Annotated in this window: 18 protein-coding genes; 7 read left to right on the top strand and 11 right to left on the bottom strand. The window is 71.3% G+C overall.

Features of this window, described 5'->3' with window-relative positions:
- Positions 1 to 2 precede the first annotated feature (2 nt).
- A complete protein-coding gene (locus tag ACZ7OO_RS17545; RefSeq protein WP_471505592.1) occupies positions 3 to 1304 on the bottom strand; it encodes an LCP family protein in 1302 nt (433 codons plus the stop codon).
- A 119-nt stretch (positions 1305 to 1423) separates the two neighbouring features.
- On the opposite strand from ACZ7OO_RS17545, the gene ACZ7OO_RS17540 reads away from it, so the two are divergent.
- Entirely contained in the window at positions 1424 to 1972 is a 549-nt protein-coding gene (locus ACZ7OO_RS17540; protein WP_471505591.1) for an acyl-CoA thioesterase, read from the top strand.
- Positions 1973 to 2159: 187 nt separating this feature from the next.
- Here ACZ7OO_RS17540 and ACZ7OO_RS17535 read toward each other — a convergent pair whose 3' ends face one another.
- A complete protein-coding gene (locus ACZ7OO_RS17535; RefSeq protein WP_471505590.1) occupies positions 2160 to 3665 on the bottom strand; it encodes an LCP family protein in 1506 nt (501 codons plus the stop codon).
- 126 nt (positions 3666 to 3791) lie between these two features.
- On the opposite strand from ACZ7OO_RS17535, the gene ACZ7OO_RS17530 reads away from it, so the two are divergent.
- On the top strand, positions 3792 to 4826 hold the full coding sequence (locus ACZ7OO_RS17530; protein ID WP_471505589.1) for a glycosyltransferase family 2 protein: 1035 nt from the start codon (positions 3792 to 3794) through the stop codon (positions 4824 to 4826).
- A 23-nt stretch (positions 4827 to 4849) separates the two neighbouring features.
- On the opposite strand, the gene ACZ7OO_RS17525 is transcribed toward ACZ7OO_RS17530, so the two are convergent.
- The 5 genes from ACZ7OO_RS17525 to ACZ7OO_RS17505 form a co-directional block, all read right to left on the bottom strand.
- Positions 4850 to 6409, bottom strand: a complete 1560-nt coding sequence (locus ACZ7OO_RS17525) for an LCP family protein (protein WP_471505961.1) — start codon at positions 6407 to 6409, stop codon at positions 4850 to 4852.
- Between the two features lie 225 nt (positions 6410 to 6634).
- Entirely contained in the window at positions 6635 to 8347 is a 1713-nt protein-coding gene (locus tag ACZ7OO_RS17520; protein ID WP_471505588.1) for an LCP family protein, read from the bottom strand.
- Between the two features lie 203 nt (positions 8348 to 8550).
- Positions 8551 to 10275, bottom strand: a complete 1725-nt coding sequence (locus ACZ7OO_RS17515; protein ID WP_471505587.1) for an LCP family protein — start codon at positions 10273 to 10275, stop codon at positions 8551 to 8553.
- 242 nt (positions 10276 to 10517) lie between these two features.
- Complete coding sequence (locus tag ACZ7OO_RS17510; protein ID WP_471505586.1) at positions 10518 to 11663, bottom strand: LCP family protein; 1146 nt, start codon at positions 11661 to 11663, stop codon at positions 10518 to 10520.
- 75 nt (positions 11664 to 11738) lie between these two features.
- Entirely contained in the window at positions 11739 to 12494 is a 756-nt protein-coding gene (locus ACZ7OO_RS17505; RefSeq protein WP_471505585.1) for a TIGR03089 family protein, read from the bottom strand.
- Between the two features lie 111 nt (positions 12495 to 12605).
- Between ACZ7OO_RS17505 and ACZ7OO_RS17500 the strand changes: the two genes are divergently transcribed.
- Together ACZ7OO_RS17500 and manB are read left to right on the top strand one after the other, a co-directional pair.
- Entirely contained in the window at positions 12606 to 13988 is a 1383-nt protein-coding gene (locus ACZ7OO_RS17500; protein ID WP_471505584.1) for a peptidoglycan recognition protein family protein, read from the top strand.
- Between the two features lie 161 nt (positions 13989 to 14149).
- Positions 14150 to 15232: a mannose-1-phosphate guanylyltransferase gene (gene manB, locus ACZ7OO_RS17495; RefSeq protein WP_471505583.1), complete on the top strand. Its 1083-nt coding sequence runs from the start codon at positions 14150 to 14152 to the stop codon at positions 15230 to 15232.
- 249 nt (positions 15233 to 15481) lie between these two features.
- Here manB and ACZ7OO_RS17490 read toward each other — a convergent pair whose 3' ends face one another.
- The 4 genes from ACZ7OO_RS17490 to ACZ7OO_RS17475 form a co-directional block, all read right to left on the bottom strand.
- Positions 15482 to 16495, bottom strand: a complete 1014-nt coding sequence (locus ACZ7OO_RS17490; protein ID WP_471505582.1) for a DNA-3-methyladenine glycosylase family protein — start codon at positions 16493 to 16495, stop codon at positions 15482 to 15484.
- A gap of 76 nt (positions 16496 to 16571) precedes the next feature.
- Positions 16572 to 17942, bottom strand: a complete 1371-nt coding sequence (locus ACZ7OO_RS17485; protein WP_471505581.1) for a coenzyme F420-0:L-glutamate ligase — start codon at positions 17940 to 17942, stop codon at positions 16572 to 16574.
- Positions 17939 to 18898 carry a 2-phospho-L-lactate transferase gene (cofD, locus tag ACZ7OO_RS17480; RefSeq protein WP_471505580.1) on the bottom strand — a complete coding sequence of 320 codons (960 nt, stop codon included), beginning with the start codon at positions 18896 to 18898 and terminating at the stop codon, positions 17939 to 17941. Before cofD ends, ACZ7OO_RS17485 begins: the two co-directional genes overlap by 4 nt.
- 33 nt (positions 18899 to 18931) lie before the next feature.
- Positions 18932 to 19426, bottom strand: coding sequence for a cysteine dioxygenase (locus tag ACZ7OO_RS17475; protein ID WP_471505579.1), 495 nt, complete (start codon positions 19424 to 19426; stop codon positions 18932 to 18934).
- Between the two features lie 615 nt (positions 19427 to 20041).
- Between ACZ7OO_RS17475 and ACZ7OO_RS17470 the strand changes: the two genes are divergently transcribed.
- From ACZ7OO_RS17470 to ACZ7OO_RS17460, 3 genes are all read left to right on the top strand, one after another.
- On the top strand, positions 20042 to 20305 hold the full coding sequence (locus ACZ7OO_RS17470; RefSeq protein WP_003975777.1) for a WhiB family transcriptional regulator: 264 nt from the start codon (positions 20042 to 20044) through the stop codon (positions 20303 to 20305).
- 183 nt (positions 20306 to 20488) lie between these two features.
- Positions 20489 to 24133: a glycosyltransferase gene (locus ACZ7OO_RS17465; RefSeq protein ID WP_471505578.1), complete on the top strand. Its 3645-nt coding sequence runs from the start codon at positions 20489 to 20491 to the stop codon at positions 24131 to 24133.
- On the top strand, positions 24130 to 25617 hold the full coding sequence (locus ACZ7OO_RS17460) for a DUF5719 family protein (protein ID WP_471505577.1): 1488 nt from the start codon (positions 24130 to 24132) through the stop codon (positions 25615 to 25617). Before ACZ7OO_RS17465 ends, ACZ7OO_RS17460 begins: the two co-directional genes overlap by 4 nt.
- Positions 25618 to 25631: the final 14 nt, after the last annotated feature.

The following is a 25631-nucleotide window of genomic DNA, read 5'->3' as shown; positions in this document are numbered from 1 at the left end:
CCCTAGTTGCCGCTGACGGTGACCTTCTGGTCGTTCTTCAGTTCGTCGACCAGGGTCTTGACCTTCGCCTTGTCCCAGACGAGGTTGCCGCCCGTGGAGCCGGAGACCGGCATGTTCATCGAGGTGCCGTTGCCGCCGTTGACGTCCTTCATCGCGAAGAACATCGAGGCCAGGTTCCACAGGCTCATGTCCTTGTCGACGGTGAGGGAGTCCAGGCCCGCGCCGAGGGTGGGGTAGAGCTTGAAGGGGTTCAGGATCGTCGAGGGGGTGGCCACCTGGTGGGCCAGCGCCGCCAGGAACTTCTGCTGGTTCTTGGTGCGCTGCAGGTCGGACGCGGCGAAGGCGTGCCGGGTGCGGACGAAGGCGAGGGCCTGCTCGCCGTTCATGGTCTGCTTGCCCGCCTTGAAGTCGGCGCCCGAGTACTTGTCCTTGAAGCCCTTGTCGATGTCGATCGTGACCCCGCCGACCGCGTCCACGATGTTCGCGAAGCCGGCGAAGCCGATCTCCACGTAGTGGTCTATGTGCAGCCCGGTGTTGAACTCGACCGTGCGCACGAGAAGGGTCGGGCCGTCCTCGGCGTAGGCCGCGTTGAGCTTCGTGTGCCGGCCGGTGCCCTGGTAGACCTTGCCGGACGCCGACCCCTTGTACGAGGGGATCTCCACGTCCGAGTCCCGGGGGAGGGAGACCAGCGTGTCGCCGTTGCTGCCGACGTGCAGGATCATCATCGAGTCCGTGCGCTGGCCCTCGGCCGACCCCGTGTGCAGTGCCTTCTTCTCAGCGTCCGACATGCCCTTGCGGCTGTCGGAACCGACGATCAGGTAGTTGGTGCCGGCGCCGGCCGCGGGACGGTCGATGACCTTCGACAGGTCGACGTCCCGGTGCAGCTTGGAGTCGGCCCAGAAGTAGGTCGCGACGGATGTGACGATCAGCACGCTCACGACCGTGATCGCCGTCCACTTGATCCGTTTGCGCCAGTTCGGAGCCGGGCGCGGGCCGCGCTCACGGGTGCCGCCGGGTCCCCCGCCCCCGGGGCCGCCGCCGTAGACGTGGCCGGTGTTGTAGCCGCTGTCGTACCCGTTGCCGTATCCGGCGCCGTCGTCGTAGCCGTTGCCGTACGCCGGCTGCTGCGGGACACCGGCGTAGCCGCCGCCCCCCTGTTGTGGGCCGCCGTACGGCGGCGCCGACGGCTCCCCGCGTCGTACCTGGCGCATCACGCGGGCGCCCTCAGGCTGCGCGCTCGCGCTACCGCGTCCGTACCGGTTGCCGCGGTTGCCGTCCGACCGTCCCTCGGGCCATTCGTTCATGCGCCCCAGTGTGCAGGCAGCGCCCGTACCTCTTACAAGGGCCGTCGGGAAATCAGGGCACCGCTGTTGCGAACCCGACACAAATTCCGTGATTGTCACTTCGGCATAAGGTAGGGGCCATGACAGACCAGGCCCCCGAGGCGGAGTCCGATATTCCCGGCAAGCCGACGTCCGCGTCCCGGACCACCCTGAGCCACATCATGACCCACAACGACACCAACCTCCTCGGCACGGTGCACGGCGGTGTGATCATGAAGCTCGTCGACGACGCGGCGGGCGCGGTCGCCGGGCGCCACTCGGGCGGCCCCGCCGTCACCGCGTCCATGGACGAGATGGCGTTCCTGGAGCCCGTCCGCGTAGGTGACCTGGTTCATGTCAAGGCGCAGGTCAACTGGACCGGCCGAACGTCCATGGAGGTGGGGGTCCGGGTCCTGGCCGAGCGCTGGAACGAGTCGGCTCCGGCCACCCAGGTTGGCTCGGCCTACCTGGTCTTCGCGGCGGTGGACGCCGACGGCAAGCCGCGCCGGGTGCCGCCGGTGATACCGGAGACCGACAAGGACCGCCGGCGTCATCAGGAGGCCCAGATCCGCCGGACGCACCGGCTGGCGCGGCGCCGGGAGATTCGTGAGCTGCGCGAGCGCAGGGTGGCGGAGGGCTTCGAGGACTAGGGCGGTGCCGCCCCGGGTCGTGTTTCGGCTGCGGCCCGGTGGGGGCTTGTCGCGCCCACGCGGCGGTGGCCGCACATTGGACACAGCCCCGCGTCCCTGAAGGGGCGCTCGTGCAGCGCCGCTGTTTTTCAGGGGCGCGGGGAACTGCGCGAACAACCCCCACGCACCCGCAGCCGAAACACGACCCTCAGCAAACCGTCTCGTCTCCCCTGATGACAGAGGCTCCGCCCTGCGGCGCCGGATCTTCGGGCCGTACCTTCCGGACGCTCGCGGGCCCCTTGAAGTCCGCCCCGGCCGTCACCCGCAGCACCGGGCCCATCCCCTTCACCGCCCGCACTTCGCTGCCCGGCAGGGCCGCCGCCAGTGAGCGGGCCGAGCGGTCCCAGCGGGGGTCGAAGGAGATCACCGTCCGCTTCACGTCGTGCCGGGCGGCGGTCACCGGCCGGCGGTTCGTCGCGAACCCCGCCGCCGCCAGCGCCGCGTCCATCCGCCGCGCGAGCCCCGTCGTACCCGTGCCGTTCTCCACCTGGACATGGATCTGTGCCGGTGCCACCTCCACGGTCACCGGCGCCGGCCCGGCGGGCCGCTCGGGTGCCGGCGGCGCCAGCGGCTTGTCCTCGCGCAGGGACCGGAACAGCTGGTCCGACCTGGCCTGGTCCCACTTCAGCGTCGAGCCGATGCCCTTCACCGGGTACGCCAGCTGCCCGATGGGGACGGTGGTGAACTCGGACGAGGACGGGGAGAAGCTCCGCATCGCCCGGCCGAGGTCCAGCAACTCGTCCGTGCCGAAGCCCGTGTCGGCCCGCACCGAGCCCAGCACCGCCCGCGTCACGTCCCGGAACCTGATCGGGTTGAGCAGCACTCCCGATGACGACACCCGACCGATCAGCGCCGCCAGGAACCGCTGCTGCCGTTTCATCCGGCCGAGGTCGCTCGCCGCGTCGACGTGCCGGGCGCGGACGTACTGCAGGGCCTGGCCGCCGTTCAGTCTGTGGGTGCCGGGGGAGAGGTCGAGGCCGGTGTAGGAGTCCTTCAGGGGCTGGGGCGTGCAGATCCGGATCCCGCCGAGCACGTCGACGGTGCGCATGAAGGTGAGGAAGTCGACCTCCAGGTAGTGGTCGATCTTCAGATGGGTCATGGCCTCGACCGTGCGGACGGTCAGCTGCGGGCCGCCCTCCGCGTAGGCCGCGTTCAGCTTGATGGGGTGGGCGGTGCGCGCCCGGCCCGTCGTCTCGTCGGTGTGCGCCGGTACCTCGGCGTACGAGTCGCGCGGCAGGCTGACGACCGTCGCCCGCTCCCGGTCCGCCGAGATGTGCACGATCATGATCGTGTCCGTGCAGTGGCAGGGCGCCCCGCCCAGCCGGTACCGGCGTCGCTCCGGCTCCGTGATCTTGTCGCGGCCGTCGGTGCCGACCAGCAGGACGTTCATGCCGTGGCCCTGGGCCGGACGGTTCTTCATGTCCTTGAACGGGTCGACCCGGGCGATGTCCGCGTCCAGACTGGCCATCACCGAGTGCCCGATCCCGGCCGACGCCATCACCACCACGGAGAGTGTGGTCACCGCCCGCATGGCCCAGCGCGGCCGCCGGGGCCTCGTGGGTCGTACCGGCGGCCGCGGGGCCTGACGGGTGGGCTGCGGTCGGCGCTGTGGCGGGGCGGGCCGGGCGGGGGACCGGGGCGGGCTGGCGGGCAAAGGACACCTCCGGACGGGGCCGTACGTGGGATCCGTGAGCACCGTAGGCCGATACGACCTTCAGCCCACGGCTTGGCCCCGGCGGCGCGCACCGGTGTCCCCCGTTCGCGGTAACGTGAGGCCCCTATGAACGCCAAGCCCGACGTGCGGCACCCCGCAGTTTCTGTGATCATGCCCGTCCTCAACGAGGAGCGGCATCTGCGCGGGGCCGTCCAAGCGATCCTCGCGCAGGAGTACGCCGGCGAGCTGGAGGTCGTCATCGCCCTCGGTCCGTCCACGGACCGCACGGACGAGATCGCGGCTCAGCTCGTGACAGAAGACGCGCGTGTGCACACCGTCCCGAACCCCACCGGCCGCACCCCGGCCGCGCTGAACGCCGCGATCAAGGCCTCCCGGCATCCGATCGTGGTGCGCGTCGACGGCCACGGCATGCTCTCGCCGAACTACATCGCCACCGCCGTACGGCTGCTCGATGAGACCGGCGCGCAGAACGTCGGCGGCATCATGCATGCCGAGGGCGAGAACGCCTGGGAGCACGCGGTCGCGGCGGCCATGACCTCGAAGATCGGCGTCGGCAACGCCGCCTTCCACACCGGCGGCGAGGCCGGCCCCGCCGAGACCGTCTATCTCGGTGTCTTCCGCCGCGAGGCGCTGGAGCAGCAGGGCGGCTACAACGAGGAGTTCATCCGCGCCCAGGACTGGGAGCTGAACTTCCGGATCCGCGAGGCCGGTGGCCTGATCTGGTTCTCGCCGGAGCTGAAGGTGTCGTACCGGCCGCGGCCGTCGGTGAAGGCCCTCGCCAAGCAGTACAAGGACTACGGCCGTTGGCGGCACGTCGTCGCCCGCTACCACGAGGGCTCCATCAACCTGCGCTATCTCGCCCCGCCGACGGCGGTGTGCGCGATAGCGGCCGGGATCGCCGTAGGCGCCCTGGTCACCCCGTTCGGGTTCGCGATCCCCGGCGGCTATCTCGCCGCGATCGCCGCCGGGTCCCTCCCGGCCGGCAAGGGGCTGCCGCTCAGGGCCCGGCTCCAGATCCCGCTCGCCCTCGCCACCATGCACATGTCGTGGGGGTACGGCTTCCTGACCAGCCCCAAGTCCCTGGCGAAGCGGGTCATCGCGTCCCGCCGCCCCGCGGTGCTCAGCCCTTCCTCTAGCTGAGCACCGCCTGAGAGCGGCCCGGACTACCAGGTGTAGTCCGGGTCGACGTGCATGCACGCCTTGGTGTCCGCGGCGTTGAGGGCGCTCGCCGAGGCGGGGGTGGTGTCGTCGGCGGCGGTGTACTTCGTGCCCGAGCGCCAGTCGGCGCCCACGACCAGCGTGACCCCGTCGACGTCCGTGGACTTCTTCACCTGGCCGGTCGGGATGCCCAGCGCCTTCGCGACCCGCTGGGCGTCGCCCGCCAGGTCGGCGCTCGGATAACGCACCAGCGTCCGGTCCTCGCTCAGCGGCGCCGAGGAGCCGGCCGCCGCCTTGGTGAAGCCCTTGCCGACCAGCAGCCCGGTGACCGCGGCGGCCCTGCCGGTGACGGCGGACTGCGTGCCGCCGCTGGTGCCGTTCTGCACCTGTACGGCGATCTCGTCGTCGGCCGCCGCCTTGTCGGTGACCGGCGTCGTGGCCGTCGCCTTCTTTTTCTTGTCCTTGCCGTCGAGGGCGATGTCCTCGCGGACCAGCCGCCACAGCTTGGCCGCGTCGGTGGGCTTGGGCAGGACGCGGTTGCCGTCCGAGGAGTACACCCACGGCATGGTCGTCATGGTGATGCGTTTGGTGGGGACCTTCTTCAGCTCCTTGCTCAGGTCGTAGAGCTTGGTGACCGTGCCGAGGCCGTCGTCCACCGTCAGTGCCTTGGTGGCCGTCTCGGCGAGCTTGAGGAGCTTGTCGGGGTTGCTGAGGGTCGCGTTGGAGCGCAGCTGGCGGACCATCGAGTTCATGTACATGTGCTGGGCCTTGGTGCGGGCGATGTCGCTGCCGTCCTCGAAGCCGTACCGCGTGCGCAGCCACTGCAGGGCCTGCTTGCCCTTGACGGAGGTGGTGCCCTTCTCCAGCTTCAGGCCCGAGCCGTGCCCCGAGGAGGTGTGCGAGTAGATGTTGGCGGCCACGCACACCGGAACCCCGCCGATCGCGTCCGCCATGGACACCACACCCGAGAAGTCGACCATCATGAAGTGGTCGACATGGATGTCGGTGAGCTTCTCCCAGGTGGCCACCGTGCAGCCGGGGCCGCCGCGCTCCAGGGAGGCGTTGGTCATGGTGTCGGCGGTCGCCGCGTAGACCTTGCCGGTGTCGGCGTCCGTGCACTTCGGTATGTCCACCAGGGTGTCGCGGGGCATGGACACCACCGACATGTTGGTGCGGTCGGCCGAGACGTGCAGCAGCATCTGGACGTCGGCGCGGGCGGCGGTGCCGATGTCCTTGGCGCCGCCCAGCTTCTGGTTCTCGGCGGTGTCCCGGGCGTCGGAGCCGATCAGCAGGATGTTCAGGGGCTTCTGCCCGGCCGCGTTCGCCTTGGACGCGGCCGCGCGGTCCTTGGAGTCCCCGATGTTCAGGGACTCCTTCCTGATGTTGCCGTTGAGGTGCTCGTAGTAGAGGTATCCGGCGGTGGCGGTGCCGGCTATCGCCAGGGCCACGACCGAGGCCGACCAGCGCAGCACCCGGCGTCTGTGCCGCCTGCGGTCACCGTCGGCCTCGCCTCTGCGCCGTCCGCCGCCGTGCCGACCGCCATCGCCCTGGGGCGTCAGGGTCATCGTGTCATCGACCACGGCCACGTCGGACACCTCCCCTCGCACATTGCCGCGCACCAACTGCCCGCCCTCCCACTCGCCACTGCCGCCACACCCGACTCCCGGGCATCCGGGCACGGCGGCAGTGTCATGCAGTCGTTTAGGAGTTGCCTGTGCTTACCTGTGCGGTCCTGTGTGTGAAGGGATCGTGCCGCCTGTAATGACCTTGTATGGGACCGGAGGTGCGGGCTACCACCGATAGGGCGCGTACACGTCCATGCACTGCTTGGTGTCCGAGCCGTTGATGGCGTCGGAGTTGTCGGGCAGCTCACCGGCCTTCGGCGCGGACTGCTTGGGATACGTAGTCCCGTCGCGCCAGTCGGCGCCGACGACGAGGGTGACTCCCGACACATCGGTGGTCTGCTTCACCTGGCCGACCGGGATCCCCAGCGCCTTGGCGACCGCCTGGGCATCACCCTGCATGTCCGCGCTCGGATACTCCACGATCGTCTTCTCCACGGAGTCGGTGGCCGTCGAGGTGTCGGCCGCCGCCCTGGTGTAGCCCTTGCGGGCGAGTTCCGTGGCCATCGCCCGGGCCCGGCCGGAGACCGCGGTCTCGGTGGAGGTGCCGGTGGCGTTCTGCACCAGTACCCCGAGCCGGTCGGCCGGGACGGAAGGCGACTTGGTCGCCGTGCTCTTCTTCTTCGCGCCCGAGCCGTTCGAGTCCTTGCCGTTCTTGCCGTTCTTGCCGTTCTTGTCGAACGCCACGTCGTCGCGGAGCATCTGCCACATCTTGTCGGCGTTGGCGGCGTCCGGCACGACGTGGTCGGCGTTCTGCGGGTCCGGCACGTTCGGCATGGTCACGCTGGTGATGCGGTTGGTCGGCACCGACTTCAGCTGCATGGCCAGGTCGTACAGCTCCTTGCCCGTGCCGATCTCCTCGGACACCGTCAGCGAGTTGGTGGCCGCCTCCGCCAGGTTCATCAGACGCGGGGTGTCGGTGAAGAGGTTCTGCCCCTTGAGCGTCCGGATCATCGAGTTGAGGTACATGTGCTGGGCGCGGGCCCGCATCAGGTCGCTGCCCCAGGCGTGCCGGGTGCGCAGCCACTGCAGGGCCTGCTTGCCCTGCACCTTGTGGGTACCGGCGGTCAGCTTCAGTCCGGAGCCGCCGCGCACCGCCGCCGTCGGGTGGTCCCACACGTTCTGCCTGACGCAGACCTCGACCCCGCCGATGGCGTCGGCCATCTTCACCACACCGGCGAAGTCGATCGTCATCCAGTGGTCGATGTAGACCCCGGTGAGGTTCTCCCAGGTGGCCAGCGTGCAGCCGGCGCCGCCGCGGGCCAGCGACTCGTTGATGATGGTGTTGGTCGCCGGGAACACCTTGCCGGTGTGCGGGTCCGTGCACTTGGGGATGTCGACGCGGGTGTCCCGGGGGATGCTCACCATCGACGCGCTCTTGCGGTCCGCGGACAGGTGGATGAGCATCTGGACGTCGCCGAGCGGCGGGTTGCCGACGTTGTCCTTGCTGCCGCCGAGCTTCACGTTCTCGGCGGAGTTACGGCTGTCGGAGCCGATCAGCAGGATGTTCATCGGCGTCTGCCCGGCCGTGTTCGGCGCGGTCTTCCGTGCCTTGGAGTCGCCGCTGCTGCGCTCGCCCTTGTGGATGTTGCCGTTCAGGTGCTCGTAGTAGAGGTACCCGGCACCGGCCGTACCGAGGATCACCACCGACAGCACGGTCGCCGACCAGCGCAGCACGCGCCGACCGCGTCTTCGCCGGCCGCCGTTCGAGCCGCCGTTCGAGGCAGTCAAGCCCTTCGAGCCGTTCGAGCCGTTCGAGCCGTTCGAGTCGCCCTTGCGACGCCCGCCGTCGGCGCCGTCCGGCGCCCCGGGTGCCTTCGGTGCGAGGGACATCGTGTCCTCGACCGCAGGCACCTCCCCCCGTACATCGCTCTGCGTCAACTCCCTGCCCTCCCCACCCTGCGCGATGCCGCGCACCGGCCCGCCGCCGACGCCCCCGTCGGACGCCCCACGGACCACACGGGTCCGCCCCGCGCCCGGTTAGACGCGTGACGGACCCATAGGGTTACCTGCTTATTCGCTGTTACTTGGTGTCGTCAGGGGGCAACTCCCCGCAACTCCCCGCTCCCGCACGCCACTTGTCGCTACTTGGCGCAGGTCACCTTGTCCGCGGTGGTCTTGCTGTCCACGTCCGGCGCCTTGGTCGGAGGGGTGAGGGACACCCCCGCCCCCTGGTAGTCCTTGCCCAGCGTCAGGGTCATCGCGGGCAGCCCCTGGGAGTTGGTCACGCTCTTGCCGGGCTTCAGCGCCGAACCGGACAGCCCCATGAGGGAGGCCAGTTCGCGCGCCTGGGCGGCCTGGTCGGGGGCGTACTCCAGCGTGGTCTTGCCGAGCGCGGCGTCCGCGTTGCCGGCGTTCTCCGACTTGAGGACGCCCTCCTCGTTCTGCAGCCAGCTGAGGGTCTCCTGGGCGCTGCCGGCCGGGGCCCCGCCGTTGAGGATCCGCACCCGCACCTCGGAGGCCGCCGACCTGGTGCCCTCCAGCCGCGCGGCCGCCGCGTCCTTGCTGGCCTGCGCCTGCTTCTTCTTGACGTCGGTGAAGGAGACGTCGTCCTTGATGGCCTGGAAGACCGGGGGGGCCTTGGTCTTGTTGAGTACGACGGTGGCCTTGACCTTCTCGGCCGGGTTGTCGATGACCGGGATGGTGGTGAAGGTCAGGTTCTTCGGGTTGAGCTTGCCGAGCTCCAGACCGAGGTCCTTCAGCTTGCCGATGTTGTCCAGCTGGGAGTCGACGGTCAGCGCCTTGGTGCCGACATCGGCCAGCTTCAGCAGCTTGGTCGGGCTGGTGAGCGTCGAGTTGGAGCTGAGCTTGCGCATCAGGGCGCTGAGGAACTGCTGCTGGAGCTGGATCCGGCTGAGGTCACCCCCGAAGCCGACCGAGTGCCGGGTGCGCACGAAGGCCAGCGCGGTCTCGCCGGAGATGTTGTGGGTGCCCTTGGACAGCTTCAGATGCGACTGCTTGTCGTCGATGTCCTTGGCGAGACAGACCTCGACCCCGCCGACCGCGTCGGTGAGCGTCTTGACCGCGTTGAAGTCCGCCACCATGAAGTTGTCCGGCTTGATCCCGGTCAGCTCCGTCACCGTGCGCACGGTGCAGCTGGCGGTACGGCCGTCCTGCCCGAGGCTGGTGTTGAAGCGGACTCCGGTGGTGCCCGGGATGACCTTGGTGGTGCCGTCGGACTGCTCGGTCGGGCAGTCCGGGATGTCCACGATCAGGTCGCGTGGGATGCTCAGCGCGGTCGCGTTGGAGCGGTCCTTGGAGATGTGCAGCAGGATGTTGGTGTCGGCGTGCCCGACACTGCCCGCGTCGCCGTACCCCTCGTTGCCCGCGCCGGTGCGCTTGTCGGTGCCGATCACCAGCAGGTTGATCGCCTTGTCCTTGCTGAAGCCCCCGGTGCTCGCGCCGTCGTCGGAGACGGACGTGATGTTGTCGTTGAGGTGCTTCAGGTACAGATAGCCGGCGGCCGAGACGGCGACCAGGACGAAGGCCATCGACCCGCCGGTCCACAGCAGCACCTTCTTGGCCTTCGACTTCTTCTTCACCGGCCGCCGTGAGCGCCGCCCCACCGGCTCGGGCTCGCTCCGCCGCCTGCGCTGCCCGGGGATCTCCCGGCCCGCGGTCTCCCGGCCCGGAGTCTCCCGCGTCCCGCCCGCGTCGGTGCGTGACGAAGTCGGTCTGCGCGGTCCGGGAACGGACGACTGCGGTGCGGAAGGTGCCAGTCGCAGTTCGTATTCGCCGGTGTTCGGATTGAGCACCCACTGGTCTGCGGGATCGATGTCGTCCGCCCGCCCACGGCCTTGCGCGTCCACGGTTGTCCGAATCCTCCGTCGGGGCCACGCGGCGCCTTCCCCCCACCAAGGCGCTCGGTCACGGTTAACAGTGCGCGACCCCAGGACAGACCTCGCGGCCGGGTGCACCGGAGGGCTCACACTATCCGTCCAGTTCAGCGTCAAGTGACGCCAGTGACAAATTCGTCTTCCCTACAACCGGGCAATCCATCTCATATAACTGACAATGAACGGCACGGAAGTTCGCCGCCTTGGCTGGTGCTTTACGCGCAACTGTCCTCGGCGGCGGTGTTCCCGCGGAACCCGGGCGCCGGGGAGTTCCCGGAAGAGGGAGCGCCCTTCTCGTCCGAGCCGGCGCTGTCCTTGGTGACGGGCACCGGTTTGTCGGCCCGCAGCAGCGCGAAAAGCGCGTCCGCCCTGTCCTCCACGAGCTGGTCACGATTGGAGTCGTACACATACGGCTCCCTCGGGACGGTGAGGAACTGCACATGTGCGGTGGGGATGTTCCGTAGCCCACGGACGAGTTGGTACAAACCACGCAGACTGGCCAGCTCGGGGTCGGTGGTGAGGGCGGAGGTCGCCGCGTCGAGCAGGGGATAGAGCTTCGCCGGGTTCAGCAGTACGTCACTGCCCTGCACCTTGTTGATGAGTGCCCCCAGGAACCGCTGCTGCCGCTCCATCCGCTCGGTGTCGCTGCCGTTCCCGAGCGACTTGCGCGCCCGTACGTACCCCAGCGCCTGTTCTCCGTCGAGGGTGACCCGTCCGGCGGGCAGCCGCAGCTTGGCGGCCTTGTCGTTGATCGGCTGCTTCAGGCAGACCTGCACCCCGTCGACCGAGTCGACCATGTCCTTGAACCCGCTGAAGTCGACGACGACATGGTGGTCGATCCGGATGTCCGTGAGCTTCTCGACGGTACGGATGGTGCAGGCCGAACCTCCCACCTCGAAGGCCGAGTTGAACAGCGTGAACCTGGGCTCGCTGCGGCGGCCGTCGCCCCGCAGACAGCCGGGCACGTGCACCATCAGATCCCGGGGCAGGGACACGGCGGTGGCGCTGCGCCGGTCGGTGGCGAGATGCAGCAGGATCGTGGTGTCGGACCGCCCGGTTCCCAGGTCCCTGCCGTAACGGCGGTTCCCGTCCCCCGTGCGGGTGTCCGACCCGATGATGAGGATGTTCTGCGCGCCCCGCACCAGCGCCGTGGGACGCTCCCGCTCGTAGCGGGCCAGCTCGGCGGCGGCCGCTTCGTCGGGGGTGATGTTGTCACTGAGCCGGGCGTAGAGCACCCAGCCGCAGGCGAGGGTGCCGGCGGCCAGAAACCCGGCGGCAAGCGCCGTACCCCGCAGCCAACGCCGCCGCCGACGCCGGGCAACGCCGTCGCCGGTGGCGGTGGCCCCTCCGACATCGGTCACTCCTCAAGAGTGCCTCGGGGTGGGGCCGGGAGGCGGCGGTAACTACTCCGGACGGGTGAGCGGTGCCCCACGACCTCAGCGAGCGGAAGCAGTGACCCGCTCACTCTCGATCCGCTTGGCGATCCCTTCCTCGCCCAGCTCCTCCAGATGCCGGCACAGCACCACGGATCCCCCTACCGCGAGCGGTGCGTACAGACCCGCGCTCAGTCCCTCCCACGTGTCGTACCCCAGCCCGGACAGCAGTCGCGACCCCGGTCCGGTCAGATCCAGTCCCGGTGCGTCCCCGAGCGCCCGCTCCACGACCTCGGCCCCACTCATCTCCGCGCCCGCCACGATCAGCGCGGGCTCCTCCGGATCGACGGGCGAGAACGGAGCGAACCGGTCCCCCTGGCTCGGCACCTCCACCGCGTAGTCGGCGAACCCCTCCGGCGGCTGCGGGAAACGCCCGCCCAACGGCCGTAGCGCCAGCGCGACCCGCTCACCCCGGCACGCCCGGGCCGCCTCCAGCGCGTCCGGGCCGCTGACGACGACGTCGGCCGCTGCCGGGTCCCCGGCCACGTCCGCGACCACCCCGACCGACGAGCAGGCCAGCAGCCACACGGCGGTCTGCCAGTGCGCGGGCAGCAGCAGGGCCACCCGGTCGCCCGGTTCCGCGCCGAGGTCGCCCTGCAGCAGATTCGCCGTCTTGGCCACCCAATTGGCGAAGGTGGCCACGGACAGTTCGACGCGTTCGCCCGTGGCGTCGTCGTAGAAGGTCACCAGGGGGCGTCCGGGGTCCGCGGCGAGCGCGGAACGCAGCAGGTCGGCAGGGGTGCGATCGGTGGCGTTCACCCGGGCAAGCGTACGCCGCGCCCGCCGCCCCGACCGACCGGCGGGGCCACCGGTTCGGCGCAATCGTTCCCGACGAGCCGTCAGTTCCGCAATGGACATATATGTCTGACTATGTTCAAGATCAGGGGCATGCGTGGATTCCTGACTTCCTCGATCGGCGTCACCTGCGCGGCGGCCCTCGCCCTCGCCGCGGCCGCGCTGAACATGCCGTCCGCGGCCGCCGCACCGGCGGAGCGGACCACGACGGCCAGCGGCCGTTCCAACGAGGCCGGGGCCCTCGCCGGCAGCACCCGGTCACTGCCCCTCGTCCCCCGCACCCGCGATCGGGTCCTCGGCCAGGCCCCCGAACAGGGCCTGTACCGCGACGACCTGGAGGACTTCTCGCTCGTCGGCGTCAGCTGGGACAACCCCGGAACCGAACTGCACGGCCTGGTCCAGGTCCGTACCCGGTCCGCCGCCACCGGCCACTGGTCGGGCTGGCAGGACGTCGAGACGCACAACGCCCACGGCGCCGACCCGGACACGGCGGAGGCCGACTCGGGTCATGTGCACGGCGGCACCGCGCCCCTGTGGGTGGGCGACTCGGACGGTGTCGACGTACGCGTGCGTGCCGAACTCGACGACGATCCCGGCCCGCGCGGCAGCACCCCCACCGGCGGGCACGACCTGCTCCCGGCCGGCCTGCGCCTCGAACTCGTCGACCCCGGTGAGGAGACCCCGCCCCAGGGTCCGCCGGCCGACGTGCCCCGCACCGGCACCGAGGCCGACGCGGCGGCGGCCGTCAACACCGACCTCGCGCCCTTCGGCGCCACCGAGATCCCGGCCCTGGACCGGCAGGCCACCGAGGACGAACTGGAGCAGCTGACCGGCGTCCCGCGCGCGAAGCCGTACATCGGACCGCGCCCGAGGATCGTCACGCGCCGTGGCTGGGGCGCCGACGAGTCACTGCGCGAGAAGGGTTTCGTCTACACGGGCAAGGTCAAGGCGGCCTTCGTCCACCACACCGCCTCCGGCAACGGTTACAAGTGCTCCCAGGCCTCGTCCGTCATCCGCAGTATCTACCGCTACCACGTGGTGAGCATGGGCTGGCGGGACATCGGCTACAACTTCCTCGTCGACAAGTGCGGAACCATCTACGAGGGCCGCGCCGGGGGAGTCGCGAAGGCCGTCAGGGGCGCCCACACCCTGGGCTTCAACAACAACAGCATGGGAATCGCGGTGATCGGCACATACGGCTCGTCCAAGCCGTCCGCCGCCGCCGTGACCGCCATCGCCAAGCTCACCGCATGGAAGCTCGGGCTCTTCGGCGCCAATCCGAAGGGAAAGACATATCTGAAGTCCGGAGGTGGCAATCTCTACCCAAAGGGGAAGAACGTACGACTGAACGTGATCTCCGGCCATAGGGACGGGTACGCCACCGAGTGCCCCGGCGCGAAGCTCTACGCCAAACTCGGCTCGGCCCGGACCAGCTCCGCGCGCCTTCAAGGACGCTGAGCACGGGGGCCGCGTTCAACGCCGTCGGGGGCGGCCGGGGGAAACCGCACACCCATGCCGCGTGGCACCGCGCGGCCGTCGAAGGCGCCGTCGCACGGTCTGCATAGACTGGCCGGCCGACAGAGATTTCGGCTGGTCCCGGCAGGAAGCAGAGACGACAGGTGACAGAAGCGATCCTCCTGGTCGGCGGCAAAGGCACCCGGCTGCGCCCGCTCACGGTCCACACGCCCAAGCCGATGGTCCCGGCGGCCGGTGTGCCGTTCCTGACGCACCAGCTGGCCAGAGCCAGAGCGGCGGGCGTGGACCACATCGTCCTCGCGACGAGCTACCTGGCGGAGGTCTTCGAGCCGTACTTCGGCGACGGCGCGGCGCTCGGCCTGCACATCGAGTACGTCACCGAGGAGGAACCGCTCGGCACGGGCGGCGCGATCCGCAACGTGGCCTCCCGGCTGCACTCGGGCCCCGACGACCCCGTCCTGATCTTCAACGGCGACATCCTCACGGGCCTGGACATCAGGGCGCTCGTGGAGATGCACGAGTCGACGGACGCGGACGTGTCCCTGCACCTCACCAAGGTGACCGACCCGCGCGCGTACGGCCTCGTCCCCACCGACGAGACGGGGCGGGTCCTCGCCTTCCTGGAGAAGCCGCAGACCCCCGAGGAGATCGTCACCGACCAGATCAACGCGGGAGCGTACGTCTTCCGCCGCTCGGTCATCGACACGATCCCGCAGGGCCGCCCGGTGTCGGTGGAGCGGGAGACCTTCCCGGAGCTGCTGTCGGCCGGTGCCCATCTCCAGGGCATGGTGGACTCCACGTACTGGCTGGACCTGGGCACGCCCGCGGCCTTCGTCCGAGGCTCGGCGGACCTGGTCCTGGGCCGCGCCCCCTCCCCGGCGGTCCCCGGCCGCTGCGGCGACCGCCTGATCCTGCCCACGGCACGGGTCGCGGCGGACGCGAAGCTGACGGGCGGCACGGTGGTGGGCGAGGGCGCGTTCGTGGCGCAGGGCGCGCGTGTCTTCGGCTCGACGATCCTGCCGGGCGCCGTGATCGAACCCGGCGCGGTCATCACCGACTCCCTGATCGGCAACCGGGCCCGCGTCGGCGAACGCGCGGTCCTCACGGGCACGGTGATCGGCGACGGCGCGACCGTCGGCGCCGACAACGAGCTGAGGGAGGGCGCGCGGGTGTGGTGCGACGCGATGATCCCGGCGGGGGCGGTGCGGTTCTCTTCGGACCAGTAGGGGCGGCTCAGGGGGTCGCTCGGCCGCGGCGCGCGGGGGCTGGTCGCGCCCCCCCGGCGGCAGCCGCCACCAGGTACAGCCCCGCGCCCCTGACGGGGCACGTCGTGGCTGCGCCTTCGCATCCGCGGGCGCAGGTGCCGGCTACGTAACTGCGGGCAGTCGTGCCGCTCGGGCGGCACGGGTGGGCGCAGCGGCACCTGCCGGCGCCGGTAAGCGAACCCCCCGCCCCAGCCTCCACTCACCCGCACCTCACAGCAGGCCGATGTCCCCGCGCGGCATCCGGGGGGCCCGACGCTTCGGCACCTGCCCACTCAACAAGATCAACCGAGCTGCCCGATGCCGCTGCCCCGCATAAGGCTCGAGCAACCGCAGCATCATCTCGTCGTCCGCATGCCGGTCCCCGGCCAGCGCGAACCCCACGATCCCCGGCAGGTGCAGGTCCCCGACCGTCACCGCGTCCGCCGCCCCATGACTCCGCTGCACGGTCTCCGCGGACGTCCAGGGCCCCACCCCCGGCACCACCTCCAACCGCGCCTGCGCGTCCTCCGCCGCCATCCCCACGGCCTGCTCAAGCCGCGCGGCGACCCGCACCGCCCGCAGAATCGTCGAGGCCCGCTTGTCGTCGACGCCGGCCTTGTGCCACTCCCAGGAGGGAATCAACGCCCAGGTCCGAGGCGCCGGCATCACCCACATCGGCCGCTCGCTCACCCCCGCCGGGCCGGGCGCCCGCTCCCCGAACCTGCGCACCAGCAACCGCCAGGCCCGGTACGCCTCGTCGGTCGTGACCTTCTGCTCCAGGACCGACGGAATCAACGACTCCAGCACCAGGCCGGTCCGCGTCAGCCGCAACCCCGGCCGCCGATGCCGAGCAGCGGCGACGACCCGGTGCCGGGGCACGAAGAGGGAGGGATCATCGGCGGAACCGAGCATCTGCGGCAACTGCTCCAGCAGCCACTGGGCCCCGGGCCCCCAGGCCTCCCCGCGCACCTCACCGCCGTACGCACGCACCCGCAGCGTCCCGGGCCCGGTAGGGGTGAGACTCGCCCGCCACACGGACCCGTCGGAGGTGGCCCGAAAGGTCGGATCCCCGGGTCCTCGCCGCAACGGCCCCAGCACGAGCCCCAGATCAAGTGCCCCTTCGGGTTTCCAGACCCGCACCCGCCCGGCCGCGGTGGCCTGCCGAGGCACTCCGACAGCGGGTACGACGACGTGTCCACCCCGCACAGTCGTACGAGTGGGCCGCGGAGCGAACCGTCCAGCCACGAAAGATCCCCGATGTGAGAAATGCCTGCTGTGGACTATGAGCCTAGGTGCAACGCCCCGGCAGGAGCGCAGAGATTCACCGCACCTCGATGAAGTCCCCGACCTCCCTCTCGGGCCTCTCCCGCGGCTCCTCCGCCGCCTTCCCCACAGCCACCGCCCCCATCGGATCCCACCCCTCCGGCAGCCCCAGCACCTCCCGCACCACATCCCGGCAGAACATCGTCGACGAAACCCACGCCGACCCCAGCTGCTCCCCGGCCAGCGCCACCAGGAAGTTCTGCACGCCGGCCCCCGCCGCGACCACGAACATCTCCCGCTCGGCAGCGTCCCGCCGCGGGTCCCCGTACGTGTGCGACCCGTCCATCACCAGACAGGGCACCACCAGGTACGGCGCGTTCCGCAGTACGTTCCCTCGCCGCACCCGCCTGGCGATGGACTCCTCCGACTTGCCGTCCTTTCTCAGGTCGGCGATCCACGCGTCCCGCATCGCGTCCAGCAACCGGACGCGCGAGTCCTCCGACTCCAGCAGCACGAACCGCCACGGCGTCGTGTGGTGCGGTGCCGGCGCCGTCAAGGCCGCGGCGACCGCCCGCCGTACCGCCCCGGGGTCGACGGGATCGCCGGTGAACGCCCGCACCGTCCGGCGGAGCGTCACCGCCCCCCGGATCGCCTCGGACGTGCCGAGCCGGAACATGTCACTGGCCGCGTCCCGGACCAGCGCCCGCGCGCCTTCGCCCTCGTCCCCCTCCCCGTCCTCGGTGACGATGTGTGCGAGCCCGCGCACCACGGCCACCGGCAGGCCGGTCGCCTTGCCCTTCACCAGATCACCGGCGGCGGCCAGCTCGTCGGCCGTGGCGACGACCGTGGCGACCAGCGGATTGCCGTACGCGTCCACGCCCCCGCGCAGATCGTCCAGCACCTGCACCCCGGCGGCGCCGATGGTCACGTCCGTGAGCCCCGCGCGCCAGGGGCGCCCGAAGGTGTCGGTGACGACGACCCCGACACTGACGCCGAGGGCGTCGCGCAGCCCCGCGCGAATCGCGCGGGCGGACGCGTCGGGGTCCTCGGGCAGCAACAGCACGGTCCCGGACGGGGTGTTGGAGGCGTCCACCCCCGCCGCCGCCATGACCAGCCCCTGCCGGTTCTCCACGATCCGCAGGGTCCCGCGCCGGGCCACCACCCGCACGGTCTCGGCCTCGATCGCGGCCTCCCGGTCGGTCGCCTCGACGAGCCGCCCCTCGGCCTTGGAGACGATCTTCGACGTGATGATCACCACGTCCCCGTCGGCCAGCCCCGGCCCGGCCGCGGCGATCAGCTTGGCCAGGTCGTCGCCCTGCTGGACCTCGGGGATCCCGGCCAGCGCCCACACCCGGTACCCGGGCACCGCGTCCCCGGTCGTGTCGTCCGTGTCGGCCAGGCCGCTCGTGTCCCCGATCGCGTCGGTCATGCCCCGCGCACCTCCTCGGCGAGTGTCAGCGCTTCCCGCGCCATCTGCGCGGCCGCGTCCAGGTCGGTCATCATCAGCGGTACGGCCCGGCAGCGGATGCCGGCCGCCTCCACGCGCGCCACGCTGCCCGCGTCCACGGTGTCGACGAGCCAGCCGTCAAGGAGCCCCGAGCCGTAGTGCTCGGCGACCGCCGCCGCCGTCGACTCCACGCCCACCGCCGCGAGCACCTTGTCGGCCATCCCGCGCACCGGCGCGTCCCCGACGATGGGGGAGAGGCCCACCACCGGCACCCCGGCGTTGGCGATCGCCTCCCTCGTGCCGGGCACGGCGAGGATGGTGCCGACGGAGACCACCGGGTTGGACGGCGGGAAAAGGATCACGTCCGCCGCGGCGATGGCTTCCAGGACGCCGGGCGCCGGCCTGGACTGCTCGGCGCCGACCGGTACCACCGCCTCGGCGGGCACCGACGCCCGCAGCCGTACCCAGTACTCCTGGAAGTGCACCGCCTTGCGCTCGCCGTCGACCTCGACGGCCACATGGGTCTCGACCCGGTCGTCGGTCATCGGGATGAGCCGCACGCCCGGCTTCCAGCGGTCGCACAGTGCCTCGGTCACCGCGCTCAGCGGGTAGCCGGCGCCCAGCATCTGCGTGCGCACGATGTGCGTCGCGAAGTCCCGGTCGCCCAGTCCGAACCAGTCGGGCCCGACGCCGTAGGCCGCGAGTTCCTCCTTGAGGTGGAAGGTCTCGTCGGCCCGCCCCCAGCCCTGCTCCTCGTTGATGCCGCCGCCGAGGGTGTACATCACCGTGTCGAGGTCCGGGCAGACCTTCAGCCCGAAGAGGTGGATGTCGTCCCCGGTGTTGCCGATGACGGTCACGTCGGCGTCCGGCACGGCCTGCTTCAGACCGCGCAGGAACCGGGCACCGCCGATACCGCCTGCCAGAACCACAATGCGCATGCGCCAAGTCTTGCAGGCGGGTCCGACAACGCGTCACGCAGTCACGGGTCGCGCCTCGCAGCTCTGCGCCGTGTGCATCGGCATCTCGGTGAGGCCCGGGTAGTAGACGTGCAGGCTCACCGCCGGCTCCAGCGCGTCGTTCACCACCTCGTGCACGTACCCCGGCGCAAAGACCCGTTGTGCGCCGGCGGACAGCGCGCGCGTGCCGCGCCCCGTGTGTTCGGTGAGCGTGCCCTCCAGGACGGTCAGCACACCGGAGGAGCGGCCGTGGTCGTGCGGTCCACTCCCCTGACCGGGCACCCAGGACAGCAGCCACACCTCGTAGCCGGGGCCGGTGCGCAGCCGGTGGTACCAGCGCGTGGTGGCGTCGTACCGCACGAGGTGCTCCCACTGCGCGCGGTCGGCGGCGATCGCGCGGGCCAGGCCGGCGAACTCGGCCACGGTGACCGGGTGCTCGCGCGGGGGCTGCAGCAGGTGGGGGACTTCGAGGATGTCGCCGGCGATCTGGAGGTCGTTGTCGCTGTTCATGGGGTGCGGTGGTTCCTCAGTGAAAGAGGTCAGAGGGGAACGAAAAGCGAAAACCGAGTCCTGGGGACCCGGTCTGCAGCTGGAGCGGTCGGACACCGCGACGGCTCAACAGCTGGAACAGCAACAGCTACAGCGAGCGCGGGCAGCACCGTGGGACCCGGCGGTGCGGGTCGAGGTGAGTGCCAAGTGGGCGAGCATGCCCACTAGGACATCGGTTCACACCCGCAGTGTCAACTCGGCGCCCGGTATGTGGGACATGTTTCACCTCATCCGGTTCATCTCTCTGCCGAAAGGTTTGTTCAGCAGGTACCCGGGACACATGGCGCACAACCGGGCGCGCGAGCCACTGCGGAACGCGATCGAACATCTGGGCGTCCTTCTCCGTACAAGCTCTGTATGGGGTCGGGGGCCTCGTGGGCCTCGTCTGCATGTCAAGGTTTATGGCGATTTGAACACTTTCCGCATGGCCTTGGTTCCGCAGAGTGAATAAGGGGCTCAATAGCAGATCTCGGCTTGACTCGCCCGGAGCAGCACACTTGTAATTTCACTCGTGTCGTTCAGCCGAAATCGGTAACGGCCGGGCACGGGGACGTGAAAGACAGACGAGGGGCGCACATGACCGAGCTGGTGCAGCAACTGCTGGTCGACGACGCGGACGAGGAACTCGGCTGGCAGGAGCGCGCGCTGTGCGCCCAGACCGACCCCGAGTCCTTCTTCCCCGAGAAGGGCGGCTCCACCAGAGAGGCCAAGAAGGTCTGCCTAGCCTGTGAGGTGCGCTCCGAATGCCTTGAGTACGCCCTCGCCAACGACGAGCGGTTCGGGATCTGGGGCGGCCTCTCCGAGCGGGAGCGCCGCCGCCTCAAGAAGGCGGCCGTCTGAACCGGGTGCCCACCCGGGGCACACAACTGAGCTGCGCGAACGGCCCGTCGCCCGTGGGTTGTCCACAGGGGGCGGGCCGTCGACACGCCCAGCCGATAGTGTGGGCGCTCGTCCGAGACGCCTCGCCGCCACCAGCGGGCGCAGGAGTCCACCGCAGTCCATCGAACCGGGGCCCGTACCTCGATGTCCGTCCACAGCCACCAGGCAGCCCAGGCAACAACTGGCACCCCAGAGTTCCCGCGTCATGTGGTGACCGCGGTCCTCGTCTCCCACGACGGCGCCCGCTGGCTGCCCGACGCGCTCGCCGGGCTGCTCGGCCAGGAGCGCCCCGCCCAGTACGCGGTGGCGGCCGACACCGGCAGCGCGGACGACTCCGCCCGGCTGCTCACCGAGTTCCTCGGCGACGCCAACGTCCTGCACCTCGCCCGCCGCACCGGCTTCGGCCAGGCCGTCGAGGAGGCGACCCGCACCGCGCCCGTCCTCACCCCGGACGACCTGCCGTACCTGAAGCGGCCCAGCGGCTGGGACCCGGTCACCCGCCAGTGGCGCGACGACGCCTACGACATGCCCGAACTGCCCCACGGCGAACCCGTCCAGTGGCTGTGGCTGCTGCACGACGACTGCGCACCGGAACCCGACGCCCTGGCCCAGCTGCTCCGGGTCGTCGACAACGAGATGGAGCTGGGCCGCGACGACGTGGCGGTCGTCGGCCCCAAGCTGCGCGGCTGGTACGACCGCCGGCAGCTCCTCGAGGTCGGCGTCACCATCGCCAACTCCGGCCGCCGCTGGACCGGCCTGGACCGCCGCGAGCAGGACCAGGGACAGCACGACCACGTCCGGCCCGTGCTCTCCGTCTCCACCGCCGGCATGCTGATCCGCCGCGACGTCTTCCAGGAACTCGGCGGCTTCGACCGCCGGCTCCCCCTGATGCGCGACGACGTCGACCTGTGCTGGCGCGCGCACAACGCCGGCCATCGCGTCCTGATCGCCCCCGAGGCCGTCGTACGGCACGCCGAGGCCGCCTCCCGCGAGCGCCGCACCGTCGACTGCGCCGGCCGCACCACCGCCTCCCCGCACAAGGTCGACAAGGCCGGTGCCGTCTACACCCTGCTCGTCAACGCCCGTACGGCCGTGCTCCCCTGGATCCTGCTGAGGCTGGTCGTCGGCACCCTGCTGCGCACGGTCACCAACCTCGTCGGCAAGGTCCCCGGACAGGCCCTCGACGAGATCCGCGGCCTGCTGGGCATCCTGCTGCGGCCCGAGCGGATCATCGCCGGGCGGCGCAGGCGCGGCCCCTCCCAGCTCGACAAGGGCGAACTGCGCCCCCTGTTCCCGCCGCCCGGCGCGACCGTTCGGGCCACCGTCGAGCAGGCCGCGGGCAACCTCTTCGGCGCCGACGAAGAGCTCTTCGCGGCCGGCCGGCACGGCGGCGCGGTCGAGTCCGGGCCCGGCGGCGACGACGCCGACTTCCTGGAGATCGAGCAGTTCGCCCGCCTCAAGCGCATCGCCCGCAAACCGGGCCCGGTGCTCTTCCTGGTGCTGCTGCTGTTCTCGCTGGTCGCCTGCCGCGCGCTGCTCGGCAGCGGCGCGCTCGCGGGCGGCGCCCTGCTGCCCGCCCCGGGCACCTCGGGTGAGCTGTGGTCCCGCTACCTGGACGCCTGGCACACGGTCGGCGCCGGCGGCACCCCGGCCGCCCCGCCGTATCTCGCGATCGTCGCCTCGCTGGCCTCGCTGCTGTTCGGCTCGACCGGGCTAGCGGTGACCGTGCTGCTGGTCGCCTCGGTGCCGCTGGCCGGGTTCACCGCCTACTTCGCCTCCCGGCCGCTGGTCACCTCGCGCCTGCTGCGCGCCTGGGCGGCCATCGCCTACGCCTTCCTGCCCGCCGTCACCGGCGCCCTCGCGGGCGGCCGCATCGGCACCGCCGTCCTCGCCATCCTGCTGCCGCTGATCGCCCGCGCGGGCATCGCGGCCAGCGGCCTCGCCCATGCCTCCGGCGCGCGCGGCAGTTGGCGTGCCACCTGGGCGTACGCGCTGCTGCTGACCATCACCACCGCGTTCACGCCGATCGTCTGGCCGATCGCGCTGGTCCTCGGCGTCGCCGTGCTCGTCGTGCGCCGCTCCGACCTGGTCGCCTCCGGCCTGCGGCTGCTGACCCAGCTGGGCACCCCGCTGCTGGTCCTCGCGCCCTGGTCGCTGACCCTGCTGCCGTTCGGCTTCTTCAAGGAGGCCGGGCTGGAGTACGGCGCCGCGTCCGCCTCCGCCCTCGACCTGCTCGGCGCCAGCCCGGGAGGCCCCGGCACGGTCGCGGGGCTGATGCTCATCGGCATCGTCCTGGCCGCGCTGGCCGCCCTGCTGCGCTCCGATCGCCAGTCGGCCGTCCGCACCGCCTGGGCGGTCGCCCTGGTCGGCCTGGTCTTCGCGGTCCTGTCCAACAAGTCCGCCTGGGCCGGTCCGGCGACCCTCGTCTACGGCCTCGCGATCGTCTCCGCCGCCGCGCTCGGCGCCGACGGGGCACGCTCGCGGGTCGCCGAGCAGAGCTTCGGCTGGCGCCAGCCGGTGGCCGCCCTGATCGCCTTCGCCTCCGCCGCGGGCCCGCTGCTCCTCGCCGCCGGCTGGATGATCGCCGGCGCCGACGGCCCGGTCGAGCGGCGCGACGCCACCCAGGTGCCCGCGTTCGTCGCCGAGGACAGCACCACCACCGACCAGGTCCGCACCCTCGTCCTCGACAGCGACAGCACCGCGCGCGTGAACTACATGCTGGTGCGCGGCTCCGGCGCCCGCATGGGGGACGCCGAGGTGACCGCCGCCGACGGCGAGAACGCCACGCTCGACAAGGTCGTCGCCAACCTGGTCGCCGGCTCCGGCGCCGACCAGGCCGACCAGCTCGGCGGGTTCGCGGTGCGCTACGTCCTCGTCCACAAGGGCGCCCCGCGTGACGTCACGCGCGTGCTGGACGCCACACCCGGCCTGTCCCGGCTCAGCCAGCAGAACGGCAGCGCTCTGTGGCGCGTCGACCAGCAGGTCTCCCGCGCGACCATCGTCTCCGCGAACGGCTCGGGCACCCCCGACTCCGTCGCCGCCGGGCCCGTCGACATCCACACCACCATCCCGACCGGCGCCGACGGCCGCATCCTGCGCCTGGCCGACTCGGCCGCGCCCGGCTGGACGGCCACCCTGGACGGCAAGCCGCTGACCCGCACCACGGTCGACGGCTGGGCCCAGGGCTTCGAACTGCCCTCCTCCGGCGGGAAGCTGGACGTCACCTACGACACCCCCTTCACCCACACCGTCTGGCTGTGGGTCCAGGGCGCGCTCGCCGTCGTCCTTGTCGTCCTCGCCCTGCCCGGCCGCCGCCGTGACGTCGACGACGACCTCCCCGAGGAGCAGCCGATCCCCGCCCAGCCCGTCGAAGGCGAGGGCCGGCGCGCCCGCCGCCTGCGCGCCCAGGCGGAGTCCGAGGAGGAGACCGCTCCGCAGGACGGCGGCGACGTCCCGGCCGCCGAGGAGGAACAACCCCAGGTCGCGGTCCCGCAACAGCCGTCCTACGACGAATGGGACCCGGCGTCCTACCCGGCGGGCGACGGCTACAACACCGGCTACACCGACCAGTACCAGGGCACCGGCCAGTACCAGACGGGCGGCTACGACCAGCAGACCTACGACCCGTACCAGACCGGCCAGTACGACCCCTACGCCTACGGCGGACAGCAGGGGCAACCGGCGTACGACCCGACGTACCAGCAGGGCTACGACCCCGCCTATGACCCGGCCGCCCAGCAGCACCACCACGGCACCGGCGGCGAGCACCACGACGGGAGCCAGCAGTGAACCGCACCACCCTGTCCCTGTTCGCCGGTACGGCCGCCCTCGCGGTGGTCACCGGGTTCGCCGCGCTCAACCCGCCGGCCACGTCACCCGCGCACACCGCCGGGGCGGCCGCCCAGCTGCCCGTGGAGCGCACCACCCTGCTGTGCCCGGCACCCAGCCTGTCCGACATCGCCGCCACCTCGTACACCTCGTACACGCCCGTCACCCAGGGCGCCGCGAGCGACGGCAAGGCCGGACTCCAGGCGGCCACCGAGCAGTCGGCGAACGGGACGAGCGGCAAGAAGAAGGCGTCCAAGCCCGTCCTCACCCCGAAGGCGCCCGGCACCCCGGCCACCGGGGACACCTCCGGCGCCGACGGGCCCGCCTACGTCGGCACCGCCGAGGGGAAGTACGCCCCCGGCTGGACCGTCCAGGAGACCACCGAGGTCGCCGCGGGCACCGGGCGCGGCCTCCAGGGGGTCAACTGCACGGCACCCGACACCGACTTCTGGTTCCCCGGCGCCAGCACCGCCTCCGGCCGCACCGACTACGTGCACCTCACCAACCCCGACGACAGCGCGGCCGTGGTCGACATCGAGCTGTACGGCAAGGACGGCCAGCTCAAGTCCGCGGTGGGGGAGGGCATCACGGTCGCACCGCACGCCAGCGAACCGGTCCTGCTGTCCACGCTCAGCGACGGGAAGCAGACCGACCTGACCGTGCACGTGAACGTGCGCAGCGGACGGGTCGGCGCGAGTGTGCAGGCCCTGGACGACAAGACCGGCGGCGACTGGCTGGCCGCCTCCACCGACCCGTCGGGCAGCCTGGTGCTGCCGGGCATCCCCAAGGACGCCACGGACGTCCGGCTGATCGCCTTCACCACCGGTGACTCCGACGCCGACCTGAAGGTGCGCCTTGCCTCCCCGAACGGCCTGATCACCCCGGCCGGCAACGAGACGCTGCATGTGAAGGCGGGCATGACCACCGCGGCCGACCTCGGTGACGTCACGCGCGGCGAGGCGGGATCGCTGGTCCTCACGCCCACCGACCAGTCCGTCCCGGTGGTGGCCGCGCTGCGCGTCACCCGCGGCAAGAGCGGCAAGCAGGAAACCGCGTACATCCCGGCGACCGCACCAATCGGCACGCGCGCGACATCCGCCGACAACAGCGGCAAGGGCACCACCCTCTCCCTGACCGCCCCCACCGGCACCGCCCAGGTCAAGGTCACGGCGTCGGCGGGCAGTGGCGGCGGTACGGCGGTGGCCAAGACGTTCACGATCAAATCCGGCACCACCCAGGACATCGACGCCCCGGCCCCGTCCGGGCTGAAGGGCACCTACGCGCTGACCGTGGAGCCGATCTCCGGCGGCCCGGTCTACGGCGCCCGCACCCTGACGGCCACCGCGGACGGTGTACCGGGCTTCACGATCCAGACCCTGCCCGACGACCGCGGCACGGTGGCCGTACCGGAGACGGACCAGGACGTCGCGGTACTGCAGAAGTAGCCCGCCGGTGGCCC

This window comes from Streptomyces sp. NPDC111744 (assembly GCF_055634995.1).
Note: the sequence above shows the minus strand (reverse complement) of the source record. Positions and strands in the feature narration are given on the sequence as shown.